Source organism: Streptomyces sp. NPDC047869 (genome assembly GCF_040704065.1).
In the GTDB taxonomy this organism is placed as follows: domain Bacteria; phylum Actinomycetota; class Actinomycetes; order Streptomycetales; family Streptomycetaceae; genus Streptomyces.
Genome location: NZ_JBEYRK010000034.1, coordinates 1 through 17,650 on the forward strand (window position 1 = coordinate 1; position 17,650 = coordinate 17,650).

11 protein-coding genes are annotated in these 17,650 nt (G+C 70.1%); 1 reads left to right on the forward strand and 10 read right to left on the reverse strand.

Annotated elements, in window-relative coordinates; genetic code table 11:
• Nucleotides 1–234 (forward strand): hypothetical protein (locus AB0924_RS31805; RefSeq protein WP_366913254.1); only part of this gene is annotated, 234 nt, incomplete at its 5' end.
• A gap of 703 nt (nucleotides 235–937) precedes the next feature.
• On the opposite strand, the gene AB0924_RS31810 is transcribed toward AB0924_RS31805, so the two are convergent.
• From AB0924_RS31810 to AB0924_RS31855, 10 genes are all read right to left on the reverse strand, one after another.
• Nucleotides 938–1,135, reverse strand: coding sequence for a hypothetical protein (locus AB0924_RS31810; RefSeq protein ID WP_366913255.1), 198 nt, complete (start codon nucleotides 1,133–1,135; stop codon nucleotides 938–940).
• A gap of 918 nt (nucleotides 1,136–2,053) precedes the next feature.
• Nucleotides 2,054–2,263 (reverse strand): helix-turn-helix domain-containing protein, encoded by a 210-nt coding sequence (locus AB0924_RS31815; protein ID WP_366913256.1) that lies wholly within the window; start codon nucleotides 2,261–2,263, stop codon nucleotides 2,054–2,056.
• 76 nt (nucleotides 2,264–2,339) lie between these two features.
• Complete coding sequence (locus tag AB0924_RS31820) at nucleotides 2,340–6,089, reverse strand: hypothetical protein (protein ID WP_366913257.1); 3,750 nt, start codon at nucleotides 6,087–6,089, stop codon at nucleotides 2,340–2,342.
• A 331-nt stretch (nucleotides 6,090–6,420) separates the two neighbouring features.
• Complete coding sequence (locus tag AB0924_RS31825; protein WP_366913258.1) at nucleotides 6,421–7,095, reverse strand: hypothetical protein; 675 nt, start codon at nucleotides 7,093–7,095, stop codon at nucleotides 6,421–6,423.
• Nucleotides 7,095–9,059 carry a hypothetical protein gene (locus AB0924_RS31830; protein ID WP_366913259.1) on the reverse strand — a complete coding sequence of 655 codons (1,965 nt, stop codon included), beginning with the start codon at nucleotides 9,057–9,059 and terminating at the stop codon, nucleotides 7,095–7,097. The genes AB0924_RS31825 and AB0924_RS31830 overlap by 1 nt, the downstream gene beginning before the upstream one ends.
• Nucleotides 9,060–9,636: 577 nt before the next feature.
• Nucleotides 9,637–9,861: a hypothetical protein gene (locus AB0924_RS31835; protein WP_366913260.1), complete on the reverse strand. Its 225-nt coding sequence runs from the start codon at nucleotides 9,859–9,861 to the stop codon at nucleotides 9,637–9,639.
• Nucleotides 9,862–10,376: 515 nt separating this feature from the next.
• Nucleotides 10,377–10,997: a hypothetical protein gene (locus AB0924_RS31840; RefSeq protein WP_366913261.1), complete on the reverse strand. Its 621-nt coding sequence runs from the start codon at nucleotides 10,995–10,997 to the stop codon at nucleotides 10,377–10,379.
• Nucleotides 10,998–13,031, reverse strand: coding sequence for a DnaB-like helicase C-terminal domain-containing protein (locus AB0924_RS31845; protein WP_366913262.1), 2,034 nt, complete (start codon nucleotides 13,029–13,031; stop codon nucleotides 10,998–11,000).
• Nucleotides 13,032–14,915: 1,884 nt separating this feature from the next.
• Nucleotides 14,916–16,127, reverse strand: a complete 1,212-nt coding sequence (locus tag AB0924_RS31850; RefSeq protein WP_366913263.1) for a hypothetical protein — start codon at nucleotides 16,125–16,127, stop codon at nucleotides 14,916–14,918.
• Nucleotides 16,128–16,227: 100 nt separating this feature from the next.
• Nucleotides 16,228–17,226 carry a DUF4238 domain-containing protein gene (locus AB0924_RS31855; RefSeq protein WP_366913264.1) on the reverse strand — a complete coding sequence of 333 codons (999 nt, stop codon included), beginning with the start codon at nucleotides 17,224–17,226 and terminating at the stop codon, nucleotides 16,228–16,230.
• Between the last annotated feature and the right edge of the window lie 424 nt (nucleotides 17,227–17,650).

The window sequence follows — 17,650 nt, forward strand, 5'->3', positions numbered from 1 at the left end:
GCCGAGAATGGTCAGCAGTTCGTCGTTGACGATCTTGAGGACCTGCTGGGCGGGGTTCAGCGCCTTGGAGACCTCGGCGCCGAGCGCGCGCTCCTCCTCCGGAGACGTGACGCGCCGTCACTACGTGACGGAGAGTTGCACCGTCGCTCCGCGACGTTTTGTAACGCCGCTCCGCAGCGTTACAAGCTGGCTAGGTGGCAAGTGCCGGCCCCCGCTGGCCAGTTACATAATTGAAGTAGCGGCATCGCTTGGGCTTTGGTGCTCTTGTGTGCTTTTGAGCTGCGATTTTATCTCTTTGGGTCTCGACTGCTAGTGACGAGGTGGAGCTGACTTGCATTGAAGCGCCCTCCGGGCGCCTCTCCTTCACCTGATGTGTACTCATTATGTAACGCTCTCGAGTCGGTGCATAATTTATGTAACGGCTACTCTTCGTGCTGGGAGTAGTGGTCTGGACCTCTTGTGAAACATTCGATGCCTGAAAAGGTGAAAGAAAATATCCCAGAGGGATTATGTAACTCACCGAGAGGGCGGCGCACATTTCTGGTGTATTCAGTGGCAGTCAGCGTGAGAACGACATGGCTCTTCGTCACTCATGCCAGCAACGGAGTGAGCATCACCCGTCAGTGTCAATGACCAGATCGCCGCGCCTGCGCCCCGGATGTCGTCCAACGGCGCACCGTCACCCGCTGCCATCGACGGGACCGGCTGCAAGACGGCACCAAAACGGGGCACCGGTCCTCCGTGTTGAACTGGCCCGGCGAGGGCCCGTATACGGCACTGGTGCTGCCCCGGGCGGGATTGGCATGATGGGGACGCGACGTCGCCGCCTCCCGCCTCCGGGCGAGGGCGGTGACGGTGTGCGCGCGAAGGGCCCCCGTGCCGGCCAGCAGAGAGGGCCCTTGCGTTCCTTGCGGTGTCGTCTCCTGGCGCCCGGTGGTTACCGGTGCCAGGGGCCGAACGCCTGCCAGGGGATCGCCCCGGCGAGCTTGACCGTCCAGTACAGCGCGATCACGACGGCCGTGTACGTACCGGTCCGCTGACGCTCCTCTGCCGATCGGAACTGGTGCCGCGGAACCGATGTCCGCTGCGCCGGGGTGTCCCGCTGACAGTCCTTCTTACGGTGCCCACACCACATGTGAGCGCCTCCCTCCCATGCCCGGTTTCGGCCGGACTGCCGGGGTCCGAGTGTTTCGGACCCGGCCGGATTCAAAAACACTCCCCGGACTGGTGTGGAAGGGATTCACCGCCAGTTACTCTGGCACACCCAGGCGCCCCCGTCGACGCGGAACAGACCATTCCGAATCCATCTGACCTGCGGAAACGTGAATGGCAAACAGGCAACTCCCTTACAGGGAAAGGAAGTTGGGGAACCAGGGAAGATTTTTTGCAGTTCAGCGGCCTGCGCAGGGTCCGCTCGACGGCGAAATCTGCGTGACGGGCCGCATCTGCCGGTGATCGCGCTGGTCAGGCCCAACCAGCATGCTAGCTGCCCGCCCCGGCAACCTCCATGCCCGGCTCGGGAACAGACCGGCCGCCAACGCGGGCCCACCGTGCGGAAACAACCCTAACTTCAAGCTCAGCCCCGGCGACCGGCAGACCTTCGACGACTGGTAAGCGCCCCGGCCCGCACACCGAGTTCGGGTGTGCCCGCCTCGGTGAGCTTCCACGTGTGTGCGTGTCCGCCGGGGCAGACCCGGCGCCCTCGATCCTCGACCGCCCGCTGCTCCTCGGTATTTCGGGCGCGCGTGAAGTCGCACCGGTCATGGATTGTGGGGTGCTGCGTCATCGCGGCTCCGCAAGGCGCCCCTGTGCACCGGCGCCCGCTGGCAGATGGTCGTAAACGGTCGCCGCGAAATCCTCGGTCCGACCGTTCCTCGGGAAGGGCCGCGGCCGCGGTCTACAGCCGTACGCAGGTTGCCCCGGCGGACAGCCAGGGCGCGCAGCTGAGGCGAGAACGGACGCGGATGTCGGGCAGCTACGCACAGCGGCGGCGCATCTTCCGGAAGACCCCAAAGATCAGCTGGTTGGGGCGTATCCGGGGTGGCGTCGCGCGTCAGCGGGCTGTCCGGCTCCGGCTGTTCGGGCCGCCGCGCGAGCGCATGGTGGTACCGGCTTCGGTGAGCAGGCGGTGGACGAAGCCGTAGGAACGGCCGCAGCCCTGGGCGAGGGTCCGGACCGAGGCTCCCTTGTCGTACGCCTTCTTCAGCTCGGCGCCGAGCTTCTGTCGGGCCGGCCCTTTGATGTGGACGCGGATTCCCAGCATGCCGGCTCCCTTCAGGCTCGTGCTCGTGAACGGCTGCGGCTGGCGCCGCGGTGGGCCGGGCGCGGCGCCGGGTAGCTCACCGGTGGGCAGCGGCACCGACGTCGCCCGCGTTGACCAGCGCCGTCCTCAGCTCCTGCACCCCGCAGGGGCGTTCGCCGGGGGGCAGGGCGGTCGCGGCGTCCAGCAGGGCGCGGGCGTAGCGTCGTACAGCCGTCTCCCGCCACGTCCCGGGCGCCTGGGCGACCAGCAGCGCGGCCAGGAGCAGGGCGTCGGCGCGATCGGGGTGGGCGGCGGCGCGTTCGGCGACGAGATCGGCGTCGGTCAGGGCCGGAGAGTGCTCGGCGCTCGCCCGCATCAGCTCAAGCCACACCGTCTCCTCCACGGCCGCGTCCGCGAAGGCGCCCGCGCCAACGAGCGCACCTGCCGGCAGGCCGGCCGCGAGCGCGGCCCGCCACAGGTCCACCGCCGACCCCAACCGCGTCTGCTCGGCCGACGGGAGCGGGCCGTCGTCGCCGGTGTGCGGCGTGCGGGCGGCGATCGCCTCCAGCAGGCGGGAGACCTCGGCCACGCCGTCGCCGGGGCCGGCCGCCAACTCGGTCCACCAGACGGCGGGTTCGCCCAGGAGTGCGGGGTCGGCCAGAAGGGCGTGCGCGAGGTGCTCGGCGGCGCCGGGCACAGCGGCGCGCAGCGCGGCGAGGAGCTCGACGCGGTCCAGGGCGGCAAGGAGCTGCCCATCGGGGCCTCCCCAGCGCAGCCAGGAGGCGGCCGGCGATGGCCGGCCGGGCTCGATCCCGTAGAGGGCGGTGCGGTGGGCGGCGGCGAACGCGGGCGCGTACCGGTGCAGGGCCGGCAGGTGCACCCCGAACGCGGTGGCCACAGCCTCCTGGTCGGCGTGCGCGGCCAGGACGCCGGCGACCGTGTCCAGGACGTCCTCGGGCATCTCGCTGGCGGTACGGGCCCGGTGGGCGGCGTACTCCAGCAGGCAGCCCAGCGCCCGGACTTCCGGATCCGATCCCACCGGCGTCGGCGTCGTCGCCTCTCCTGCGGTTCCCGAAGCAGCGGCGCCCGGGCCGCTGGCCGGGGCCGGGGTAGCGGCGACCGAGGTGGTGGTGCCGTTCTTGGTCTCCGCGGCGGGGGCGGGGCGGGTGAGTGGGGCGACCAGTGCCTTCATGTACGCCATGGCTTCCTTGTCCTGGTCACCGGCGAGGGCATCGGCGCGCCAGGCAGCGGTGAGCAGGTCGAACAGCGCCTGGTCGGCGAAGAACACCCCAGCGGGCCGGCGCCGTACGCCGTCGGAGCCGACGGTGGGGGCGATCTCGCCGAGGCCGCGGCGTACCTCGAGCGCTGCGGCGACGGCCGCCGGCAGCGCACCGTCCGGGAAGGCGCCGAGGCGGTCGGCGTGGGCGGCTACCGCAGCGAGGTAGAACGCGGCGAGCTCCGGCCGCTGAAGGGCGGCCAGGACGGCGGGCACGTCGGTCGTCCAGGCGGCCGGGTCGGTGGCGACGAGGCGGTGCAGCACTATCGCGTACCCGTCGACGCCGGCATCCGGGGCGGCGGTGATCCGGGCCGCGGTGGCCACCGGCCCTTGTCCGGCCGCCAGTTCCACCAGGTCCTCGGCCTGAAGGGCCGTGGTGGTCTTGCTCGGTTCCAGCACGGCCTGGGCGCGTGGGTCGGACGGGCCGGCGGGCTCAAGGCAGCGCAGCGCCTGAAGGAACACCTCCCAGCCCTGAAGGACCGTGGAGGTCAGGACGGGCGACCAGTCCCACACCCGCAGCCAGCCGGCGAGCGGCTCGGCCCTCCCGTCAACCTGATCGGCGTCGGTGGGCAGCACCTCCTCGACCAGGGTGGCGGGCGGCGGGGTGCCCAGGGCTGTACGGACGTCCGTCTCCAGCTGCGCTGTGTGCTCGGGCGGGCAGGCGGCGAGTACCAGCTCGACGAGGCGCGCCGACTCCGGGTCGGGACCGGCGGCCAGGGCCTGCGGGACGAGCGCGAGGCCTTCCTGCCACCATTCCTGGCCGTCCAGGGCGCCGGCGGCCGGTGGACGGTGGGCGAGGTGCGCGGCCATCAGGCGGGTGTGGAGGCGGGCATCGAGGCCGGCTACCCGCCGGAACTGGCGGGTGCGCTGGGCCAGGCCGGTGCCGGCGTCCGCGTCCGCCGCGGCCACGTCCAGCACGGCGCGCGCCAGCCGCGGCCCGCCGAACGCCGCGGTGTCACCGAGTTGTACCTGGTCCAGGTCGGTGTGGAAGACGACCGGCCGGACCTCCTCGGCGGTCAACTCGACATCTTGGGCGAGCAGTTTGGCCAAGACCACCCGGATGGCGCCGATATTGCGGTGCGCGGGGCCGCGGCGGCCGGCCGGGTAGGCGGTGCACGCCAACTCCTGTACCAGCATGGCGACGTCGTGGTCGGGCAGACGGGACGCGCCCTCCAGGGGGGCCAGCTCGCGCATCTCCTTCTCGTCCACCACACCGACCGCCACAGGCTCCCCGGCGGCACCGCCGGAGGTCTGTGTCTCGGCGGCGGCGCGTTCGGCGACAGTCCGCAGTGCCAGGTGGCCGGTGTGCTCGTCCTCGACCGCGCCGGTCAGCAGCCCCTCCACCACACCGATCCACTGCCCCGTCCGCTCGGCGCGGGGAACCGCGCGGGCCCACCTCGCGGCCAGGCGCAGGGTCGCCCCCACCTCCAGGCCGCCCCCCTCCCGGGCACCGGGGCCGGCCAACACGGCCTGGAGCTGGGCGGCATCGACGGCGTCCCAGCGGCGTACGGCCACGCCCAGCAGCGCGTCCAGGGCGAGGCGGCCGGTGGCGGCGATCTGCTGGGCGCGCAGGACACCGGGGGCCCCCTGGTCGGCGGGTTCACTCAGCCAGGTGCGGACGGCATCCGGGTCGGCGGCGGCGACGTGGTCGAGGAACGGGGCGGCCGGCCACCGTCCGCCGGCCGCCCCGTCCGGCATCAGCAGGTGCGGCGCGTGCTCCTGCAGCACGTTCAGCCACGCCGTGGCCGGGCCGGAGCGGAAGAAGAAGTCGGTGGCGCGCGGGTCCGCCCAGCCGGCGAGCTCCTTCGCCTCGGTGGCTTCCGGGTGTTGGAGGGCGACCAGCTCCAGCACACGGGCCGCACGGTCCGGGAGCGGCACCAGCAGGTTGCGGGCCGCGCCGAGGATGTCCGCGTACAGGACGGCGGCCTCGCCGACGTGGGCCGCACGGCCGTGCAGGATCCCCGAGGCCACCCCGTAGACGGTCCCCCACACATCCAGCGCCGTCTCCTGCGCCGCACCGAGTTCCACCTTCATCAGCCGCTCGACGATGCCCCGCGCCCGCGCCTGGTGATACCGGCCCGGGCGGTTGAGCTCGTCGCGCAACACATCCGCAGCGGCCGTCACCCGCTCCCACGCCGCACTCGCCCCGGCGGACACGCCACCAGCCGCGTCGTCGTCGATACCGGCCGAACCGGCTTCGGCGGCCCGGGAGGCCTCACCGGCCGAGGGCCCGGCGCCTGCCGGGACGGCCGGGACGGCCGGGACGAAAACCTCGGCGGCAGGGGGCGCGACGGCATCCACCGCGGCCAGCAGGGCTTCCGCTGCGGGCTTCAGTCCCACCGTGACCGGGGCTCCGGGCAGGCCCAGCAGCGCGTCCGCCGCGGACCGCACACACGCCGCAGCCACCTCCGCCGGCCGTACGAACCCCGCCCCGGCCAGGACCCGGTGGGCGTCCCGCAGCAGCCCCAACGCCCGTACGCCCGCCTCCCCCTGCGCCGTCAGGACGTCCGCGAGGACGTCGTCGACCTCGGGCAGCACGCTCGCGCCGGCCGGCGCCACCTCGTCGCTCATCCCCGCACCGTAGACCCGCCGGCCACCACCGGCGGACCGGCTATGGCGAATCCGCCATAGCCACCCGCCCGACCTGCCGCTCCTCCCCCAACGCGCTGGCCGCCGACACCGCCCTGCCCACCTCGGCGCGCACCGAGGCAAGGCGGTCATACGACACGGCCGGCTGCTGCTCGTCACCACAGCCGGGTCCCGGTGGGCACCCGACGTACGACCTCGCCCGGGGCGCAGCACATGGCGGGCGGCGCCGTACGGCCGCACGCTCTCGCATGGGCGCGTGGGTGAAAGTGTGAATTTGTGAAAGCCCCTCAGGCGGCGCCCAGTGCCCTGGTGGTCAGGTTGGTGCGCAGCCGCGGCAAGGGCGGACGGGGAGCAGCACTTCGATCGGGAAGAGGCCAGCCGCTGGCCGGCGGGGGCGTGCCCCCTGTCGGGGCCGTGTGCGGGGTAGGGCCGGATCCCTTTCGGGACCCTGGTCGACTCGGGTGCGGGACCGGGCTGTTGGTACCGGAGCGGGTGGGCCCCCGGCACCGTTCTCCCAGTGCGGGGGCCCATGTGTGTTTCCGGTGCCGGCTGTGGTTTCGGCCGGCCGAGGGGTCATGTGCGCCGGTGCGGCATGCGCGTCCGGTGCACGAGCGGGATCCCGAGGCGCGCGGCCACGGTTTTTTTCCAGGGCGGAGACGACGTGGCCGGGGGTGGCATCACGCAGCGGGATCACCCAGTACTCGACCCATTCGTCCCGCTTCGATGTGCTGGTGTTGATGTGCTGGCTGAGCCTGGTCGCGGCGGCCCCCCGGTTCAGGGCCCGGGTGGGGGCGGTCTTTCCGCAGTAGCAGGCGTTGCCGTTGCGGTTGACCGCGATGTAGATGGCCTTGTCCTCGTACCCGGAGTCCTCGCCGATGGGGATCGGTTCGGGCTGCGGTTCGACGAGCCACTGGCCCGTGAGCCGGGCGAGCATGGCGTACCGGTCGTCGGTGATGGCGACGACGCCGGTCCAGGTGGTGTCGGTCATCAGCGCGGCTCGGCCTCGGAGATGCCGCCGAGGTCGCTGCCCATGTAGCGGAGCTGCTTGACGGACGGCTCCACGGCGATCCAGGGGAGTTTGGTGTCGGTGCCGTTCTCCTTGCGCAGGGCGATCAGGTCGTCGAGTTCGGCGGCTGCCGTGGTGAGGGAGCCCTGGAAGGCCGTGAGGGCCTTGTCCTCGAGTTCGGTGGCGGTGGGGTCGTTCTGGTAGCCCTCGGGGTCGAACCCGTGGTTGGCGGCGAGGCGCAGGTGGGCGTTGAAGTCGCTGCCCTTCCAGCCGTCCTGCTCGACGAGGTGGCCGTCGGCCCACCACTGCGGGCGCAGGCCGGCCCGGATCCGCTTAATCGCGTCCGCGAGTACCTGCCGGCCCTCCTTCTTGTCGAGGACGGTCTTGATGACCGTGCCGACGCTGGCGCGCATGACCTTGATGTTGCCGACGATCTGCTCGGCGGAGCCGCCGGGGGCGAGGAGGTAGCCGCTGGTGACGAGGGTGATCATGGCGAGCACGCCGAGAAGCAGCCGGGCGGGGATGTCGTTGTCGGCGCGCTCGAGGAGGTCGTCCACGGCCTGGTCGTTGTCGATGTTCTCGACGGACCACTCGTGGTCGGCGAGCGCCTGCCACAGGCAGCCGGTGTCCAGCGCGGTGCGCACGGGCGCCATCTTCTCCTTGGAGAGGCTGGAGTACGAGCGCAGGCCGAGTTCGACGATCGGGCCGCTGCGGTGGGAGACCTGGAGGCGGCGCTTGTCGAGCTTCGCGGCCATGATTGCGTTCAGCCGGGGCTCCTTACGGGTGAGCTGCTGGACGACAAACGTGAACCGCAGGTCGCGGAAGGCGGGGTTGAGTCCGATGGACTTCATGGCGTCGGTGACGTCGGCGCGGCCGAGGAGGACGTCCCGCACGGCCTGTGCGTCGTCGCCGAACTCACCGGCGTCGGACAGGGCGGTGACGATCTCCTCGGCGGTGACGCCGTTCTGTGAGGACGGCTCGAACGACTTCACCCCGACGTTCATGCGCATCAGCAGCGAGCGGACCGCGACGGGGAAGCGCCGCATGCCCATGTCCGGTTTGTCGTCGGTGTAGCCGACGATGACCTGCACCGGGACGGTCATCGCGTTGAGGAGCCTGGCGGCCTGGTCGCGCTTGGCACGGGCGGCCCTGCTCGTGCCGGTGGTGGCGTTGATGTCGCGGTGGGCGTTCTTGACGATCTCGCGGACGAGATCCCGTCTCTCGGTGAGGGGGAGCCGCATGAGGTGGGACGGAAGGAGGCTGTCAGGGTCCTTGGCGTTGGTGGGGCGGATCGAGCTGGACGGGACCGTGATGCCGGCGGTGCAGGACGCCCAGCGGCTGTTGCCGTCGACGATGTTCAGGTCGTCATCGGGGTGGCGTCCAGGGTTGAGGAAGGTGACAGGGACGGCCGTCAGGGGCCGCTCCACGATGCGTCGGCCGACTTCCTGCGGGTTGTTCTCCCTCACGCGCTTGGACGCCCGGTCGATGGCGGCGACGAGGTCGTCCATGGCGTCGGCGTAGACGAGAGTGGCGTCGGTGTCGTGCGCGGTGGGCATGGCCAGGACCCGCTGGTGGTCGCTGGTGTCCGGGTCGGCCGCGTAGTGGGCCTCGTCGAGGAGTCGGTCGTTCTCGATCGCGGGGGACAGCATCAGCGTGTACGCGCGGTAGGTGATGACGGTCAGCCAGCCGGTCTCGACGCGGTGGCGCTCCAGGCGGACGCCCTCGAGGAGTCCGGGCTCGACCGCGCCGTACGCGATCCGGCGGACGGCGGCGGGGGAGATCTGGACGTCGGGGTGCTCCTGCTCGAGGAACTTGATCGCCTTGGTGGTCTTGCTGACCGGCTCGACGCGGTGCTCGAACGGCGTCGAGCGGTCGCCGGAGCGGATGTCGATGACCTCGATGCCGTCGATGTCGTCGTGCTCGTCGGGGGTGTCGATGGTGCTCACAGGGCCTCATTCGCATGGGCCGGCGCGAGGTGGGCTCGCGGCCGGTGATCGGCGTACGCGAGCAGAGCGCCATCGGAGCGCTACGCACCCGTGCCCGCCTCGGTGCGGACCGCGGTCCGTCGCTGGGCTGACCCGGCGTCGCTTCGGTGACCTGCAGGCGGATCCGGGTACCCGCCCCGTGACGTGCAGGCGGCGTACTCGGGTCTTGCCGGTGGATACCGCGGTGTCCATCGGCTGCGCAGCAAGCCGCCCTCGGCGGCGGCGATGGCACAAGGGTACGGCCATCCGAGGGGGCGCATCATGTGAGTTGACGGTCTTTCCGATCCGGTCGGCTGTGACCTGCACGATCTCGCCCGACGGTCCGTCAGGGGCTGCGTGGGGGTTGCCTGCCGTGCGGCCGAGCCACCTCGGCGGCCGCCCCGTTGGGTGGCGCAGCGGGTCGGCACCCCGTGCGGGCGTCGCCGCGTCCCGGGACCCGCGCCTCGTCCGGTTTCGGGAGCGCGGCGCCGTACGGCGGACGAATCCCCGGGCCGGGCAGGCAAGTTGCGAGAGGCCCGTGGTCGGCGTCGTAGGGCGCTCACGGCGGACGAGGCGCAGCAGGTCGCCGTCGCGGCGGGGCGGGCGGGCGGCGGGCAGGTTGTTTGTCGAGCTTCCGGATCCAGGCGCGTACGGGGATCCGGCCCGTCGCCGACGCCAGGATCACTGCTGCCAGCCCGCCCACGGCGGCGACCATCTGCTCGACCTCGCCGAACGTCGACCCGGTGAGGTACAGGACCACCGCCGTGGCGAAGACGACGGTCATCATGGCGGCCTCGGCCCCGTTGAGCCGCTTGCTCCCCTCACTCCCGGGCGAGGAGAGGGGCCGGCCGGGAACACGTCGACGGCGGCACCCGCACGCTCGGAATGGTCTTCGGGGGACATCACAACTGGCTCCTGGGCACGACAGGGGCTCCGGCAGCGGGGCCCGACGAGGCTGAGGGGAGGCGGGCGCCGGACCGCGGGGCCAAGCCGACCGCGTTCGTCTGGCGCATGCCGTCATCGTTGCAGTCATCCGGCCAAATCCCGTAGCGGAAAACGTCCGTTGAAGCGGATTCCGCAAGACGCATCCCAGTGCCCGGACGCCGCTCCGAGGGGCCCACGGCCTCGTGCCGGGCGCGTACAGGAGAACGAGCGCGCGGGCAGCCGTACCCGTTGCGTACGCTGTCCCGCCTCTCGCACCCGCGGTTCCGCAGCTGGCGTCCCAACCCTGCGTCGTCCCCGGCTTACAGGGCACTGAGCGGCGCTTGGGGCCGGTCAGGCTGGCCGCGGGCGGTCGTGTCAGGCGCCGATGCCGATGTAGGAGACGTAGGTGTAGGCGCCCCAGTCGGAGTCGAGTTCGGCGATGACGTCGTCCCAGAGGTCTTCCATGGTGTCCAGGTCGCTGGCGACGAGGGCGTCGACGGCGTCGTCCCAGATGTAGCGGACCTGCCGGTGCTGGATCCTCAGGTTGTCGCGGCGGCGTGGCTCGTCAACGATGGCCTGGTTGACGGGGTGGATCTCGATGCGGGTGCCGCGGCCGTTGCGGTTGAGGTGTTGCTTGAGGGCGCCGGGGTTGGTGAGCACGTTGTGGGCTCGTAGGTTCCAGTAGGCGGTGTCGATCGCTTCGAGGTTGGCTGGGCGCGGGCGTTGGGTGCCGCGGGTCCAGGCGCGGATCGTGGCAGGGGTGGCGTGGATGCCGGCGTCGGCCAGGGCTTGAGGGCCGCCTTTGGTGGTGGTGAGGTAGCGCATGCGGGCTTTCAGGCCGCGGCGGGTGTCGACCGGGGATTTGATTCCGCCGTCGATGATCATGCGTTCGAGGGCGTCTTCGAGGGCGCGGGCGAGGGCGATTTTGCCGTGGACGTTTCCGGGGTCGCGGTCTGCGCCGTAGTTGCCGAAGTTTTTCCATCCGTCGGTCGACATCTATCGGGCGCTCTTCCTCGGCAGGGGGTATTGGTCTTTTTGTTTCATCTGGGTGGTGAGGCGGCCTTCGGTGAATACGGTGCGCCAGTCGCCGACGACGTGGAGTTCGTCGGTGCCGCGGACGCGGACGACGGTCAGGCCGTTGCTGTGGGCCCGGTGGGATTTATACCAGAGGTTGGCGAATGCCTGGGAGCGGATGATGTGCATCCAGTCGGGTCGGCGGATTTCGCGGTTGACGCTTGATTCTCCGATGGTGGAGGTGAATTTCGAGTACATGGCTTTGATGTATTCGACGGTCACCGTGTCGTCGGCTTCGATGGCCTTTGTGCGGGCCTCAGTCAGGACGCGTCGGAATTTTTCCAGGAGGCCTTCGCTGGTGCCGGAGGTCCAGCACTCGGTGATGTGCGGGGCTTCGCACAGGCCGAGGCGGGCGCAGCGGATGAGGAGGCGGATGGTGGCGTCGTCGAGGAGGACGGGGCCGTCTTCACGGCGGTTGCCGATGGGGTCGGGCAGGTGGGGGTGGTGCCAGGTGGGGCGGGTGGGGAGGCGGTAGATGCCGGAGCGTTTGGGGTCGAAGCCGCCGTGGGGGTCGTGGATCAGGGCGCCGATGGGCAGGTGGGTCTTGAAGGCGGACAGGAAGCTGGCGTTGGTGTCGAGGGCGTTGACGGTGATCGGGGGGTGGGTGCCGTTTTGGAGGGCGTCCGTGAGGTGGGTGTTGGTCCAGTTGTGGCGACCTTCCCAGATTTCGTCAGCGCCGTCCTTGGTTTTCTTTCGGAGGAATTCGAGGGTTTCCGGGTAGACGGTGTGTTCGTAATTTCCGCCGACGCGGGTCGCTTCGAACAGGGCCATTGCGTTCGGTACGGCCTTTTTCACCAGAGCTTCGGTTGCGGCTGCGATGTCGCCGTCGTGGTCGTGAAGGGCTTCGTCGACGGCGCGGGTGATCATGCCGGTGAAGTAGCTGTAGTCCCGGTTGGCATAGCCGCCCTGGGGCGGAGGTGGGGTGGTGCGGCGGGGCGGTGGCCTGTGTGGGGCGGCGGTGTGGGGCGTCGGGGCGGGCTGGGTGGCCGTGGGGTCCGAGGATGGGCCGGTGGGGGCTTGGAGAGGCGTCTGCGGGGTCGGCGCGGGGTCGTGCGGTGTCGTAGTCGGAGGCGTCTGGGGTGCTGAAGTGGGGGTGACGGAACTGGCGTAGGGGTCGGTAATACGGGCGTGGGCGAGGTCGGCGTGGAGAGTGAGGGTGGCCTGCGGGCCGAGATCGCGTTCGGTGACGGTGGCGTGGATCTGGTCGGCGTCGCGGGCCAGGGTGATAGTGATGTCGAGGCTGAGCGCGGCGATCAGATGGGGGTCGTCGGTGTCGACGGCGGCGAGGACAGGGAGATCGTGCGTGCGGGCCAGATGAGCGAGGGCCTGGGCGGCGTCGGTGATCTGGGCCGGGCCGGACAGCGGCAGCCGGGGATCCTCGGTGGTCTGCAGGCGGTCGACCACGATCAGGGCCAGGCCCGGCAGGTCCGGGACGCTCTCGGCGATCGCGTCGGTGGTCAGGTCGGTGCCGTCGTCGATATAGAGCGGAGCTTGGACCAAGTGGTGGTGGAGGGCCGCGGTGTCGTCCAGTTCGGTGGGGGTGAGGCGGCCGGCTCGCAGGCGGCGGTAGTCGACGGGCAGGTGGGCGGCGACGATGCGTGCGGCGATGTCGGCGCGGGTGAGTCCGGAGGCGGCGTACAGGACGGGTTGGTGCTGGTCGAGGGCGCTGGTGCGGGCGGCGGCGGTGGCGATCAGGCTGGATCCGGCTCCCGGGGCGGCGGCGACGAGGTAGAAGCGGCCGGGTTGGAGGCCGCCGAGGACGTCGTCCAGAGCGCGGATGCCGGTCGACAGGCCCATCAGGGGTGTGGGCGTGGTGGTTTCCCCGGTGGGGGCAGTGGTCGGGAGGACGGTGTCGAGGGCTTGGGCGAGCGCGGCCAGGCGTCGCGGGGTACGCGGCGCAGCGATGGCAGGTGGGCCGCTGGCTGGGAGGGCAGCCTCGTGACCGGTGACGGGCATCGCGGGAGCGAAGGCCGGCGGGCTCGGCTCGGATGGGGTCGAGGGTGGTGCTGGGAGGGCGGTCGGCGGTGTGCCCGGGTGTTGGCGTGTGGGAGTGCCGGGGGTGGGGGCGGCAGCGGCCGGCGGGCCGGTGGGGGCGGTCGGTGGGGCTGGGGCAGTGCCGGGTGAGGCGCGGGGCGTGTCGGCAGGCGCAGGCGTGTCGTGGGCTGCCGGTTCCGAGGAAATGGTGGGGGCAATGGCCGCTTCGGCAGGGGTAGTTGCCGGCGCGGGTGCGAGGTCCTTGGCGGCTTCGTCTGCTGGTGTGGCCGGAAGGGGGTTCTGGACTGTCTGCAGGCCCTCGGGGGGTGGGGTGGAGTCCGGGGCTGATGTTGCCGCCGGGGCCGCTGTGTCAGGCGCGGGCTCGGCGTGAGGCGTGGGCGGGGCGGGGGTGCCGTCCGCGGCCGCGGCGATCAGTACGGCGACAGGGGTCCTGTGGCGGCACAGCACCTGGGGGTGGCCCTCGGCGCCGAACTGGACCAGATCCCCGAGCTGTCTGCGGGCGTCCGCGATGCTGTGGGTGGGGGCTTGGATGAGGTCCCAGCCCAGTTCGGTTGCGTGGGCGGGGGTGGTGAGCAGAGCGTGGTGCGGGCCGCGCGTCAGGGGGGTGGGGTGGCCTTGGATGGCGGCGTCGATCAGCTGCTTGAGTGCGTTGCGGGCCCCGTGCAGCGTCGCAGGGCGGGTGCGCGCCAGGGTGTGTGGTGTTCCCGCGTCAGGGGTGGTGGAGGTTGTTCCCCGCTCGTCCAGCGGGCCCTCAGCTGACTCGGGTTGACTGTCCTCGTCGTGTTGGCGGCTGGCGTTTTCAGGGAAACTCAGGGGCCAGTGGCCCGCCCAGCGCGGAGCCGGATCGGACGGCTCCGTCGAGGTTGCGGGCGCGACAGTGGGGGCGGAGTTGTCCGGCACGGCAGCGCCGGAAGACGCCTCATCGGCGGCGTCGGATGAACGCGAGGAGGACACCTGGGGACTCCAAGAGCAGAAGCGGTAAGCGGGTTGCGAGGGACAGGTCGGGCAGTGGGCCGCCGAGGGGGGTGTGGAGCGGCCGTGCCGTCAAAAATGTAACGCTGCCACCCAGTCTAGCTGACGGTACATAACATTCGCCAGAATTATGTAACGCTGCGGTCGAGGTCTCGTATGGTCACAGGGCGTGAGCATGCCTCCGGAGGGGGACGGTGCGCCAGGCCCTCAGCTCGAGGGCCGTCAGGCACGAGCGGCGGCGCGCTCCCTGGGAGTGACAGGTTCGGTCTTGGCCTTCAGCTGACCGCGGAGAGCGGTCTGCGTTCGTCCGTCGTTCCCGTCCTCGAGCGACGGCCGGCGTGAGAATCACATGGCCTTTTGTCGTCATGTCAGCAACGGGTGAGCTCCACCCGTCGGGTCAGGCCAGATCGCGGCACCTGCGCCAGTCGGACGATGAAGTTCAAATGACGCCCCCGCAGACCATCATCGCGACTAACCTGGACACGCCACTCTGGGTCAGGGCCGCGACCCTACTGGGACGCTCTCAGGCAGAGAGCGGCAAGACCGCCGACGCGGGGCGGTACCCCACGCGGACGACACCACCGCTGGTGTCGTCCGTCTCTGCACGTCCTTCTGCAAGAAGACTCCCGATGGCTCGGGCCCTCAGACCCTCATACCTTCTCGCCCGGAACCGCCCAGCCCGGCTGGCCTGCCGTCTGCAGCATCGCCGCCGTTCTTGTCACTGCACACCACTGTGGTGATGCTGACCGCCGCATTTTTCGGCGTGGTCATAGGCGGGCTCATGTTCCTCCCCGAGATGTCCGTGGCCAAGGCCATGGCTACAGGCTTGACGACCGGGGCGGTCAGCACCCCCGCACTCCACAAGCTGATCGGCTAACCGGGTGACGGGTGGGGCAAGACCCTCTTGCCCCACCCGTCACCCATCTCTGACTCGTCATGGCAGGCCTTGTACGCACGCGCCTCGGCAACCAGTTCCTCCGTAACTCGGAGCGCATCCCGGGAGCTACTGCGAGCGCGGACCAGGCGGTCCACGCGCTCGCGCACGCCATCGTCCGTCAGCGCGGCCGCCCAGGCTGTGATCGTTTCGCTCATGTCCCTCCCGGCCAGTGGGACAAGCAGCTCAACCAGGCCGGTACGAGCTGCAGATGCCTGGATCCGCTGGCTGCCTCTCTTTGCGGCAGACATGGCTCCTGAACGCAACAGTTCGCCACGCAGGTTGTCGTGCCCGGTTGAGATGTCCAGCTGCGGCGGCAGCGAGACGACGTTGCGGTTCCCCGTCACGAGGATGGGGATGGCTGTGGTGCGGACCCAGTCCTCCAAATACTCCAGCTCTTTGACCGCGATGTTCCACACCTCAGTGTGCGGACGCTGCAGTGACACAGTTGTCCAGATGGAGAGGGGGATGTACGCACGGCGCGGTGCCGTCGCGATGACGTCGTCGACATGGAGCGGCTGTCCGCTGCCGGGCTGAGGTCGCCGCTCAAGTGGCTGGGAGACAGCAAGGTCCGCATGCGGCGCATCGGGATGCACCGCGCCAAGGCGAGCCGCTGCGACGGCCGGCCGCCGATGCTTTGCCAGGTTGGTGTACTCGACCAGGAGCTTGAGTGGGTGTTCGTCAGGAGTACGGCGTTGGAAGGGCTGCAGATCCCGGATGCGCTGAGCAAGGGGAGCACTCTGCTGCAGCGGCGAAAGGCCACGCCTGCGGCGGTGGTTGAGCCAAAAGGCAAAGTCGGCGGGACTCGTGCTGGCGGGCATCTCAATGCTTCGTGCTTCCTCAGCCGTCAGAGGTCGTGCGAGTAGGTGCTCCACTTCGGCATACACGGTGTGCTCGAGCGCGGCACGCAGTTGCGTGAGGGCGTCCGCGACGAGGCGGGGAATCGCCTCGGGCAGGGGAGCAATCGCGGTCACAACAACCTGCGCTTGATCGCCTTCCACGACGGTCTTGAGGGAGAGGGGCCCTTGGGCGGTGTAGTCGTGGATCATCCGGATGACACGGTCGACCGTCTGATCGACATGAGCCAGGGTTGCCGCCACGTGCAACTGATGATCCGGCAACCACGCGTAGTCAGTAGCGGGGACACTCATGACGGCGAACCTAACGATCTTAGGGGTGGGTTGACGGCTGTAGCGCAGGCGCAGCAGTGGGTCGGGCGGGGCTTCTGTCCGACCCACTTGCTGTTCGGTCTCAGCGGCGGGTCGTGTAGAGGTGCAGGATGTCGCCCATGGGCTCTTGTGTGCCGTCCGGGTTCTTTCGAATGCCGGGGGCCGTGTTGAAGCGCAGCGTGGGCCCGCGCTGGCTCAGCTGGACCCTGTCGAGTGCGGTGTGCCGGTCCGGGTGCCCGATGACGACCTTCTCGCAGCTGTCCGTGAGGTCCTGGTTGCAGTTGATCACTCGGCTGAGCTTGACCTCTTCTGAGGATGTGCCTTGGCCGGGGATGAGGACGAGCTGGGCCGTGGGGCTGACCGGGAACCTGATCTCGTGGGCGTCCTCCAGGCCGAACCCTTGGTAGGCGTCACTCGGAGTTTCCGGGCGCCAGAGTACGAGGGGTGCGTCGGAGGTGAGGAAGATCGGCTTACGGCTGGTCTCGAGCCTCCAGTGCCGAGCACGGTACTGCGGGATGCATGCCTGGACGGAGCTGAGCGGCACGGTGACCGCGTCGTCGTGGGTGGGGTCGTTGCCGGCGTTCATGGCTCGCGTGCCGTGGTAGTAGTCCCAGGCGCCCTGGGCTTCGGCTGCCCGTGGCGGGTGACCGAGATGCTTGCGCGTGAGGTACTCGGTCATCAGCGCCTGGTCGACCTCTCGGCCGTTTGCGTAGGCGGTGACGTCACGCCCGAAAAGCAGCATCGTGCGCTGCCTGGGTGTCCTGGCCATCTGTACGGCCAGGTAGAGGCAGAGAAGCTCGCGGTCGTCGGTCCCGGCAGCGGGAGGCATTCCTGTCTCGTCTATTCGGCGCAGGGCGGCGAGCCCCTGGCCTTCCAGACCACTGAGCTTGAGCTCGATGGCCGTGGAAGGCATGCCGTACTCGTCCGTGATCGTGTAGAAGCCAGTCTCAGCTGCAACGTTCTTGACGTTGGCGAGGTGCGTCTTCGGCGGGCACCGGCGTCTTACCCTGACCATGTCGCCTCGTCCAAATCGTGCCAGGTAGCTCTGAGGCACATAGTGGTGAAGTTTCGGTGCAGACACGCCACCCAGCGTAAGCGAGCCAGCTGCGTGCAACTACGGGATTTTCGAGGCTTCAGGCACTCACCTCGGTGCCGTCCGCGATCAGGACGGGGAGGTGATTGATCGCCCGTTCCGGAAGCGGTTCGGTCATCGCCGCGTGCTCGCTGATGTGACGGTCGGCGTGAGAATCACATGTCCTTTCGTCACTCATCTTGGCAACGGGTAGGCACCACTAGCCGCGGTTCCTCTGGAGGGAAGCGTGAGCTGGGCCGACGCTGAGGGGGGCGTGCGCGGACCGCCTGCAGCCCATGGGCCTGCACCACTGACGTACAGACGTTCAACTGGTACTCCCCCGCAGACGTCACTTGCCGGGACTCCCCCGGGTGGGCGCGTCGTTGATCTGTCACGCCGGTGCGAGTTGGTCGTCCCCAGAGGCGGCGCGCGC